The organism is Allobosea sp. ASV33 (assembly GCF_016428755.1).
Taxonomy (GTDB): Bacteria; Pseudomonadota; Alphaproteobacteria; order Rhizobiales; family Beijerinckiaceae; genus Allobosea.
On sequence record NZ_JAELTI010000147.1, the window covers coordinates 1 to 8,786 of the forward strand.

General features: G+C 65.8%; 13 protein-coding genes. 7 read left to right on the forward strand and 6 right to left on the reverse strand.

All coding sequences use genetic code 11. The features are described 5' to 3' along the window. The 3 genes from JHD80_RS25690 to JHD80_RS25700 form a co-directional block, all read right to left on the reverse strand. A partial coding sequence (locus JHD80_RS25690) for an amino acid ABC transporter permease (RefSeq protein WP_199093208.1) occupies nucleotides 1-678 on the reverse strand: 678 nt, incomplete at its 3' end. A gap of 81 nt (nucleotides 679-759) precedes the next feature. Beyond that, on the reverse strand, nucleotides 760-1,788 hold the full coding sequence (locus JHD80_RS25695; RefSeq protein WP_248311780.1) for an NAD(P)H-quinone oxidoreductase: 1,029 nt from the start codon (nucleotides 1,786-1,788) through the stop codon (nucleotides 760-762). Further along, nucleotides 1,785-2,603: a transporter substrate-binding domain-containing protein gene (locus tag JHD80_RS25700; RefSeq protein ID WP_199093210.1), complete on the reverse strand. Its 819-nt coding sequence runs from the start codon at nucleotides 2,601-2,603 to the stop codon at nucleotides 1,785-1,787. Before JHD80_RS25700 ends, JHD80_RS25695 begins: the two co-directional genes overlap by 4 nt. Nucleotides 2,604-2,839: 236 nt before the next feature. Between JHD80_RS25700 and JHD80_RS25705 the strand changes: the two genes are divergently transcribed. The 7 genes from JHD80_RS25705 to JHD80_RS25735 all read left to right on the forward strand — a co-directional run bounded on the left by JHD80_RS25705 (nucleotide 2,840) and on the right by JHD80_RS25735 (nucleotide 7,144). Further along, nucleotides 2,840-3,097: a hypothetical protein gene (locus JHD80_RS25705; RefSeq protein ID WP_199093212.1), complete on the forward strand. Its 258-nt coding sequence runs from the start codon at nucleotides 2,840-2,842 to the stop codon at nucleotides 3,095-3,097. Nucleotides 3,098-3,174: 77 nt separating this feature from the next. Next, nucleotides 3,175-4,587 carry a cytochrome ubiquinol oxidase subunit I gene (locus JHD80_RS25710; protein WP_199093214.1) on the forward strand — a complete coding sequence of 471 codons (1,413 nt, stop codon included), beginning with the start codon at nucleotides 3,175-3,177 and terminating at the stop codon, nucleotides 4,585-4,587. Nucleotides 4,588-4,592: 5 nt separating this feature from the next. Continuing rightward, nucleotides 4,593-5,597 carry a cytochrome d ubiquinol oxidase subunit II gene (gene cydB, locus JHD80_RS25715; protein ID WP_199093216.1) on the forward strand — a complete coding sequence of 335 codons (1,005 nt, stop codon included), beginning with the start codon at nucleotides 4,593-4,595 and terminating at the stop codon, nucleotides 5,595-5,597. Next, complete coding sequence (locus JHD80_RS25720; protein ID WP_199093218.1) at nucleotides 5,597-5,713, forward strand: DUF2474 family protein; 117 nt, start codon at nucleotides 5,597-5,599, stop codon at nucleotides 5,711-5,713. Before cydB ends, JHD80_RS25720 begins: the two co-directional genes overlap by 1 nt. A gap of 76 nt (nucleotides 5,714-5,789) precedes the next feature. Further along, nucleotides 5,790-5,921 carry a CDGSH iron-sulfur domain-containing protein gene (locus JHD80_RS29430; RefSeq protein WP_465246559.1) on the forward strand — a complete coding sequence of 44 codons (132 nt, stop codon included), beginning with the start codon at nucleotides 5,790-5,792 and terminating at the stop codon, nucleotides 5,919-5,921. Between the two features lie 48 nt (nucleotides 5,922-5,969). Further along, nucleotides 5,970-6,869 carry a DnaJ C-terminal domain-containing protein gene (locus JHD80_RS25730; RefSeq protein WP_199093220.1) on the forward strand — a complete coding sequence of 300 codons (900 nt, stop codon included), beginning with the start codon at nucleotides 5,970-5,972 and terminating at the stop codon, nucleotides 6,867-6,869. Nucleotides 6,870-6,874: 5 nt separating this feature from the next. Further along, the gene (locus tag JHD80_RS25735) at nucleotides 6,875-7,144 is read left to right on the forward strand and encodes a chaperone modulator CbpM (RefSeq protein WP_199093222.1); all 270 of its coding nucleotides are present in this window, start codon (nucleotides 6,875-6,877) and stop codon (nucleotides 7,142-7,144) included. A gap of 624 nt (nucleotides 7,145-7,768) precedes the next feature. Here JHD80_RS25735 and JHD80_RS25740 read toward each other — a convergent pair. From JHD80_RS25740 to JHD80_RS29165, 3 genes are read right to left on the reverse strand one after another with little or no spacing between them, the layout of a single operon-like run. Further along, nucleotides 7,769-8,038 carry a DUF1488 family protein gene (locus tag JHD80_RS25740; protein WP_199093224.1) on the reverse strand — a complete coding sequence of 90 codons (270 nt, stop codon included), beginning with the start codon at nucleotides 8,036-8,038 and terminating at the stop codon, nucleotides 7,769-7,771. Beyond that, the gene (locus JHD80_RS25745; protein WP_199093226.1) at nucleotides 8,035-8,322 is read right to left on the reverse strand and encodes a hypothetical protein; all 288 of its coding nucleotides are present in this window, start codon (nucleotides 8,320-8,322) and stop codon (nucleotides 8,035-8,037) included. The genes JHD80_RS25740 and JHD80_RS25745 overlap by 4 nt, the downstream gene beginning before the upstream one ends. A gap of 8 nt (nucleotides 8,323-8,330) precedes the next feature. Further along, entirely contained in the window at nucleotides 8,331-8,456 is a 126-nt protein-coding gene (locus tag JHD80_RS29165) for a hypothetical protein (RefSeq protein WP_282568443.1), read from the reverse strand. Nucleotides 8,457-8,786 lie beyond the last annotated feature (330 nt).

Here is an 8,786-nt window from a genome sequence, read left to right on the forward strand (position 1 = left end):
GTGCAGGATCTCGGCGAACTGGATGACGCTCGCCAGCGAGGTAAGCTTCACCATGCCGATGAACTCGTTGCCGATCGGCGGCACGATCACACGCATCGCCTGCGGCATGATGATCCGCCGCAAGAGCTGAAGCCGCGTCATGCCGAGCGTCTGCGCCGCCTCGTACTGGCCGTTATCGACCGAGAGCAGGCCGGCGCGCACCACCTCCGCCGTGAAGGCGCCCTGCTGGATGCCGAGCCCGAGCAAGGCCGCGACGAAGGGCGTCATCACGTCGACGGTCTTGAACGAGAACAGGCCGGGGATGCCCAGCGTCGGGAAGACCAGCGCGAGGTTGAACCAGAGCAGCAATTGCAGCAGCGCCGGCACGGCCCGGAAGAACCAGATATAGCCGATCGCGGTCTTCGACAGCACGGGATTGGCCGAGAGCCGCATCACCGCGAAGACGACACCCAGCGTGATGCCGAGCAGCATCGCCAGGATCGCCATGACGATCGTGTTGACCAGCCCGTTCAGGATAACCGGCACGGTCAGGAATTCGGCGACGTAGTTCCACTCGATCTGGCCGACGGCGAAGGCGCGCACGATCGCGGCGAGCGCGATGCAGACGATCGCCGCGCCGATGATCCGCCCGAAATGCCGGCGGGGAACAATGATGAGGTTTTCGGTTTCAGCGGTCATCTGGCCTCGATGGCTTGAGGTCGTCGGTGAAAGGCGGTGGCGAAGCAAAAGCGGTGGCGAAGCAAAAGACTTGCCGCAGGCTCAAATGGCCTCCGGCGCGATCAGCAGGATCTTTCCGACATGGCTGCCGCTTTCCATGTAGCGATGGGCGGCGGCTGCCTCCGCCAGCGGAAAGCGGCGGTCGATGACGGGGCGGATGCGGCCGGCGGCGACATGCGGCCAGAGATCGCGCAGAACCCCCGCGACGATCCGCGCCTTGGCGGCGGCCGGCCGGTCGCGCAGCGAGGTGGTGAACAAGCCGGCGCGCTTGCGCATCATCGCGCCGAGATTGATCTGCGCATCGCGCCCGCCCTGCAGGCCGATCATCGCGATGCGGCCGTCGAAGGCGAGCGCCGCGACGTTCCGGCCGAGATAGGGCGCGCCCATGTTGTCGAGGATGACGTCGGCGCCGCGCCCGCCGGTCTCGGCTTCGATCACGGCAACGAAATCCTCGTCCGCGTAAGAGATCGCACGGTCGACGCCGAAATCGCGGCAGCGATCCAGCTTCTCGGCGCTGCCGGCCGTGGCGAAGACGCGGGCGCCGATCGCCTTGGCCGCCTGGATGGCGAAGGAGCCTATGCCGCCGGCGCCGCCATGGACGAGCAGCGTCTCGCCGGTCTTGAGGGCGCCGAGATCGAGCACGTTCGACCAGACGGTGCAGGCGGCTTCCGGCAGGGCGGCGGCCTCCGTCAGGTCGATGCCGGCCGGGATCGGCAGCACCTGCGCCGCAGGCACGGCAACGAGACTGGCATAGGCGCCGCTTGAAACCAGGGCGCAGGCGGGATCGCCGACGCGCCAGCCGGTCACGCCCGCCCCGATCTCGGCGACGATGCCGGAGCATTCATAGCCGATGATGCGCGGCAGGCTCTGCTCGATGCCATAGGTGCCGCGCCGCTGTAGCAGGTCGGCATAGTTCAGCGCCGCCGCATGGACGCGCAGCACGATCTCGCCCGGCGCGGCGCGCGGGGCCGGGACATCGTCCCAGACCAGCGCCTCCGGCCCGCCGAACTGCGCGAGCATCACGGCCTTCATCAGCGTACTGCCCGTGCCGGTCTCCTGGACCGACATCATTGGCCGGCGTCGATCGTGGGCTCGGAAAGGCCCTGCCGTTCGAGGCCGAATTTCTTCAGGGCCTGCTGGTAGCCGCCATTCTTCATCACTGCCGCGGTCGCCTTGGCGACGGCGTCGCGCAGATCGCCGTTCTTCTTCTCGAAGGCGAAGCCGAACAGCGTCTTGTTCAGGGGCTCGCCGACGAAAGCGTAGGTGTTGGGCTCGTCCGCCATGAGATAAGCGACATATTCCGGCCCGAGCACGGCGGCATCGAGCCGGCCCTGCTTGAGTTCGAGCCGGGTCGCGGTCGCGCCGGCCGTGCCGTTCACGGTGATCGCGGGCTTGCCGGCGCCGGCGCAGTTCTTCTCGCTCCAGGCCGCCGTCACCGGCATGTAGCTCGTGGTGCGCGGCGCGCCGACCGTCTTGCCGCAGAGATCGGCATTGCTCTTCAGTTCGCCGGCCTTGGCCGAGAGGGCGAAGGGCTGCGCGCCGGTGGCGAGGTAATCCACGAAGGTCAGCTTGTCGCGGCGGGAGGGCAGGTCGCTGATCGCGGTGCCGATCATGTCGATGCGGCCGGTGGTCAGCGAGGTCATGAGTTGCTCGAAGCTCATCTCCTCCCATTTGACGGCGAGGCCGAGCTCTCTCGCGATCGCGTTGACGAGCTCGACATTGAAGCCGGCCCGCTCGTTGGTCTTCGGGTCCTTGAAGGCCATCGGCGGATAGGTGGTCTCGATGCCGACGACGATCTGCCCGGCCGATTTGACCGCGGCAGGCAGCGGGATGTCGCTTTGCTGCGCCGAGGCCGGCACGGTGAAGGCCAGGCCGAGGGCAAGCATGCATAATGTTGCCGAATATCGGCTGACGTGAAGATTGGCGGTCATGATCATTCCCCGTTTTTGTCGCTGACGAGGTCACGCCCGGAAGGCACTGGCTCGACAGGCGGCGCCCTGTCGATAGACGCCGCAGCGATCTTAGCGGGCGCGTTCCGGAACGGGGTGGGGCCGGTCTATGATTTGTTCCTGGCCGCTATTCGGCGCGCTTATACGCGCCGCGGGGCGTTTACAACGATCGCATGGTCCTTTTCATGAATGCGCAGGACCGGGAGGAGCGCGGGCTGGATTCAGGCGCGCGCATTGCGCTCGAGACGATCAGCGAGGATGGGATCAAACGTCGCGTCGACGGCCTCACCATCCTCGACTATCCCATGCCGTGCGGCGTGGTCGCGGGCTACTACTCCGGACTCAATCCACTCCTGCCGCTGGATGACTGCGACAGGATCAGCGGCACGCCCGCCGGCAAGTCGATACCGGTCCGCGTCGTCGCGGGCTGAGACGCAGGGGCTCTGCAGGGCGGCATCCGCGGAGGAGCCGATTGCCGGGCGGGCGTCACGTTTTGGGAGGAAGGACGTTGTTCGACCAGTTCGATCCGGTGGTCCTGGCCCGCGCGCAATTCGCGTTCACGGTCTCGTTCCACTTCATCTTCCCGGCCTTCTCAATCGGGCTGGCGAGCTATCTCATGGTGCTCGAGGCGCTGTGGCTGAAGACGGGGCGGGCGGTTTATCTCGATCTCTTCCGCTACTGGCTCAAGATCTTCGCGGTCGTGTTCGGCATGGGCGTCGTCTCGGGCGTGGTGATGTCCTACCAGTTCGGCACGAACTGGTCGGTCTTCTCGACCAAGGCCGGGCCGATCATCGGGCCGCTGATGGCCTATGAGGTGCTGACCGCCTTCTTCCTGGAGGCCGGCTTCCTCGGCGTGATGCTGTTCGGGATGAACAAGGTCGGCCGACGGCTGCATTTCTTCGCGACGTGCATGGTGGCGCTCGGCACCCTTATCTCGGCGACCTGGATCATCTCGGTGAACAGCTGGATGCAGACGCCGGCCGGCTACGCCATCAACGCCAAGGGACAGTTCGTTCCGGCCGGCTCCTGGCTGCCGATCATCTTCAACCCGAGCTTCCCCTACCGCCTCGTCCACACGGTCATCGCCGCTTACCTGACCACCGCCTTCGTCGTCGGCGGAGTCGGGGCCTGGCACTTGCTGAAGAACCGGGCGAATGCCGGCGCCCGCACGATGTTCTCGATGGCGATGTGGATGGCGGCGCTGGTCGCGCCGATCCAGATCCTGGCCGGCGACGCACATGGGCTCAACACGCTGGAGCATCAGCCCGCCAAGGTCCTGGCGATGGAGGGCGACTACCAGCCGAGCCCGAACGGCGCGCCGCTGATCCTGTTCGGCCTGCCCAACAGCGCTGAGGCGCGGGTCGACTACGAAGTCTCGATCCCGCATCTGGGCTCGCTGATCCTGAAGCACGATCCCTTCGCGCCGCTGTCGGGCCTCGTCGATTTCCCGCGCGAGAACTGGCCGCCGGTGCCGATCGTGTTCTGGTCGTTCCGGATCATGGTCGCGCTGGGCTTCGCCATGCTGGGCATCGGCCTGTGGAGCCTGCTCGCCCGTTTCCGGCGCAAGCTCTACGACTGGTCCTGGCTGCACCGGGCCGCCATCCTGATGGGGCCGTCGGGCTTCGTCGCGGTGATCGCCGGCTGGGTGACGACCGAGGTCGGACGCCAGCCCTTCACGGTCTATGGTCTGCTGCGGACGGCGGAATCCCATTCGCCGCTGGCGGCGCCGGCCGTGGCCGCTTCGCTCATCGCCTTCGTCATCGTCTATTTCTTCGCCTTCGGCGCCGGCGTCTATTACCTGCTGCGGCTGATGGCGAAGCCGCCCGGCAGCGGCGAGCCGCCTCCGGCCCCGATGCCGCAACGCGCGGCGGGCATCACGCCGGCGCCCGGCATCGTCGCTCCGGCCGGCGCGGGGGAGTGAACGCCATGGCCAGCATCGATCTCACCATCTTCTGGGCCGGCATCATCGGCTTCGCGGTCATGGCCTATGTCGTGATGGACGGTTTCGACCTCGGCATCGGCATCCTGTTCCCGAGCCTGGCGGTCGGCGACGAGCGCGACCAGGCGATGAACTCGATCGCGCCGGTCTGGGACGGCAATGAGACCTGGCTGGTGCTGGGCGGCGGCGGCCTCTTCGCCGCCTTCCCGCTGGCCTATGGCATCATCCTGCCGGCGACCTATCCGCTGATGATCGCCATGCTGCTCGGCCTGGTCTTCCGGGGCGTCGCCTTCGAATTCCGCTGGCGCGACCCGCGCCATCGTCCGCTCTGGGATGCCGCCTTCTGCCTCGGTTCCTTCGTTGCCGCCTTCACGCAGGGCGTGACGCTGGGTGCGATCCTGCAAGGCATTCGTGTCGAGCAGGACGCCTATGCCGGAGGATGGCTCGACTGGCTCAGCCCCTTCAGCCTGCTCACCGGCATCGCCGTCGTGATCGGCTACGGCCTGCTCGGCGCGACCTGGCTGATCTGGAAGACGGAAGGGTCCAGCCAGCACCACGCCCGCCGCGTCGCCTTCTGGCTGGCGCTGGCGACGCTCGCCGCGCTCGCAGCCGTCAGCGCGGCCACGCCCTTCCTGGCCTATGATTACTGGCGGCGCTGGTTCGCCATGCCCGGCGTGCTGCTGACGGCACAGGTGCCGCTGCTGGTCGCGATCTGCGCCGCGGCGCTGTTCTGGGGCTTGAAGCGCGAGTTCGAGCGGCTGCCTTTCCTGATGGCGCTCGCGCTCTTCCTGCTTGGCTTCGTCGGCCTGGGGATCAGCATCTATCCTTACGCCGTGCCGCGCGCGGTGACGATCTGGGATGCGGCGGCACCCCATTCGAGCCAGGTCTTCATGCTCCCCGGCGCACTCGTCATCATCCCGATCATCCTCGCCTATACCGGCTGGGCCTATTGGGTGTTCCGCGGCAAGGCCGGCGTGCACGGATATCATTGATGACGCCCGCCGCCCCGCTCTGGAAGCGGCTCGCCTGGATGGCGGGCATCTGGGTCGCGAGCGTGGCGGTTCTCGGCCTGCTGAGCGGGATCATCAAGCTGGTTCTCGCCGGCTGAGCCGGGGCGCCTGCGGCCGCCTTCATCGAGGATCCCGAGGAGGCTTGCAGCGGGCCGATCTGGCTGCTGGGCGGGATTGCGGTCGTTCTCTGCCGATGGTGAAACCGACGAAACCCGCCAGCGCGTGACCTTGTGCCGTTGCGGCGGCTCGCGAAACAAGCCCTTCTGCGATGGGACGCGTGCGGCTATCACATTCAATGCGAAGTGATGCCGGTCCGTGCAAACTTCGCCGATGGACAGGCTTTCGGAGTAGCCCGTGAAAAATCCCTACGAGGTTTTGGGTGTCGCCGCGACGGCCTCCGCCGCAGAGATTCAGAGCGCCTATCGCAAGCTGGCGAAGAAGCTGCACCCCGATCTCAACCCCGGCGACAAGGCGGCCGAGGAGAAGTTCAAGGAGGTCGCAGGGGCTTATGACCTGCTCAGCGACGCCGAGAAGCGCAAGCGCTTCGATGCCGGCGAGATCGACGAGTCGGGTGCCGAGCGGCCGCAGCGCCACTACTATCGGGACTACGCCACCTCGGACCAGGGCGATCGCTATGCGGATGCCGCCGGCTTTTCCGATTTCATGGATCAGGACGACGCCTTCGCCGAGCTGCTGCGCCGCAGCCAGCAGGCGCGGGCGAACCGCCGCGGGCAGGATCTGCAATACCATCTGGCGGTCGACCTGGTGGATTCGATCGCCGGCGCGACCAAGCGGTTGACGCTGCCGGACGGCGGCACGATCGACGTGAAGATCCCGGCCGGACTTGTGAACGGCCAGACGCTGCGCCTCAAGGGCAAGGGCGCTCCCGGGTCCGGCAAGGGCGGGCCGGGCGATGCCCTGATCGAGGTGGAGGTCAGGCCCGATCGCCGCTTCACCCGCGAGGGCGACGACATCACGCTGGAATTGCCGATCTCGCTGACCGAGGCGGTTCTCGGCGGGCAGGTGCGGGTTCCCACGCCGACGGGCGACGTGACGATGTCGGTGCCCAAGGGCTCGAACACCGGCACGAAGCTGCGGCTGCGCGGCAGGGGCGTGCCGCGGCGCGAGGGGGGCCATGGCGACCAGTTCGTCCAGCTCAAGGTAGTGCTGCCGAAATCGCCCGATCCGGAGCTGGAGAGCTTCGTCTCGGGCTGGAAGGACAAGGATTACGATCCGCGTGAGGGCAGGGCGTGATGAGGATGACCAAGCAGGAATTTCTCTCCTCGTCGGGAATCCAGGTCCAGGTGCTGGAGCTCTGGCTGGAGCAGCGCTGGCTCGTCCCGGAGGAGGCCGAGGCCGGGTTGCTCTTCGGCGAGATCGAGCTGGCACGCGCGCATCTGATCCGGCAGCTCAAGGACGATCTCGGCGCCAATGACGCGGGCATCGACGTCATCCTGCATCTCGTCGACCAGATTCACGGGCTGCGGCGCGTGCTCACGGAGCTGCGCGAGGAGATCAAGGGGCGGTGAGGGGCGCTTGGCGGCGCGCGAGGCGCCGCGACGGTCATTTCCAGAAGCGGTATGGAGACAACGAGAGGCGAATTGGGCGCTCTTTCGACGCCTGGCGCAGGTCACGTTTCGGGCATGAGGGAAAAGCGGCAGATGCTGTCTCGACAAGGCGGCAGCGCAATGCTGACTCCTCTTTGGGGACCCTATCTTGACGTCATTCCCGATCTGCGTATGGAGGCACGTCCACGAGCGTCCCGATGAGACGGAGCAAGGCCCGTTGCTCGGGACGGTCCGATTTTCCGGAGACGAGGAAGGCCCCCAGCTCCATATGCGATAGCTGGCCGCCCCCTGGGCCATTCGGTTGATGGATCACGAAGGCTGCGCCGCTCGTCGGCTCCCGCCCCAGAAACCAGCAGTCGCCCGCGGGGCTGCGATAGAGCTCTCGTCGTTCGCTCATGATGTTGCGCCCTCCTGCGATTGACGATGCCTGCGCAAACGCGAAGTCGCAAGGTCGTGGCATCTCGATGCTGCACCGCTTCCAGCGCCAGTCCTCTGCGAGCAGCCGGTGGTGTCCCGGCCCTCGTTTGAGCCTCTGCGAGCGACGCGGACACCCGTTCGCGTGAGGACAATGCGATAAAACAAGGATTAGCTGAAGTTGCCGGCCGACAGCCGATGATAGCCGCCGCGCTTCTTCGAATAGGCGGAGCGAGCGGCCCGCAAGATCGTCGATCGATTGAGGTCGAATGCGACGAGGAACGAACTCTCGCTTCCGTCGATGATCGCGGGACTCAAAGTGCGGAGAACATCGAGCTCGATCTGGAACATGACTTCCAGCGAAGCTTCGGAGCCCCAGAAGCTCACGCAGCCGCGGCCGGGTTCGTAGCGCCGGATCGCATTGGGAAAGTCGATACTCATGACCTGAGCCCTCCGCCAAGACGCAGCAATTCAGCCCGACAGGCAGCGACATGGCGCCGCTTGCGCGTCTTTCGCAGCCAGATCCCGACGGGAAAAGCGATCAGCGAGCCCGCAACAACCAGCGACAGATGGGGAATCAGGGGCATGTCATAAAATTGGCCCGCTCCCCACATGCCGACGCTCCAGAGCGCCATCCCGATCAATCCATAGATCAGCGCAGATGCCTCCGGCGCCGGAGCATAGCCGGCGGCTGCGAGCCGGGCCTTTTCGAGCGGCGCTTCCACGGTAGACATCATTTCACGACGAGCGCAAACGCCAGCGCGAATGCGGCGATGAGGCCGCCATGCGCGAACCAAACCAGATGGCGATCTGCGGCCCAAATCCGATAAATGAACCAGTTTCTGGAAATATCTGTCATGGCTGGGCTCCGTTTGGCCCAGATCGGGGCGCTTCGCGCAAATAGCGCGAAGTATAATTTCGATGCGGTTCGAGGTAATTCTGATGTGGGGTGTCTGATATGATCTCGCAAGGCACGAAGTCATTTATTCCAGTGTGACTTCAATCATGGCGATTATCACCGAGTTTATCGCTACGCGCAGAGCATGATTCATCAGATACTTCTTGCTATCTGCCCGAATAAGGCGCTCGATGTGAGCAATGCTGCCTTTGCGCGCTTTCCGGCCGACGGAGCATTTCGGCGGCAATCACGATCGAGGCCATCGCGGAACCCGGCCAGGCAGTCTGATCC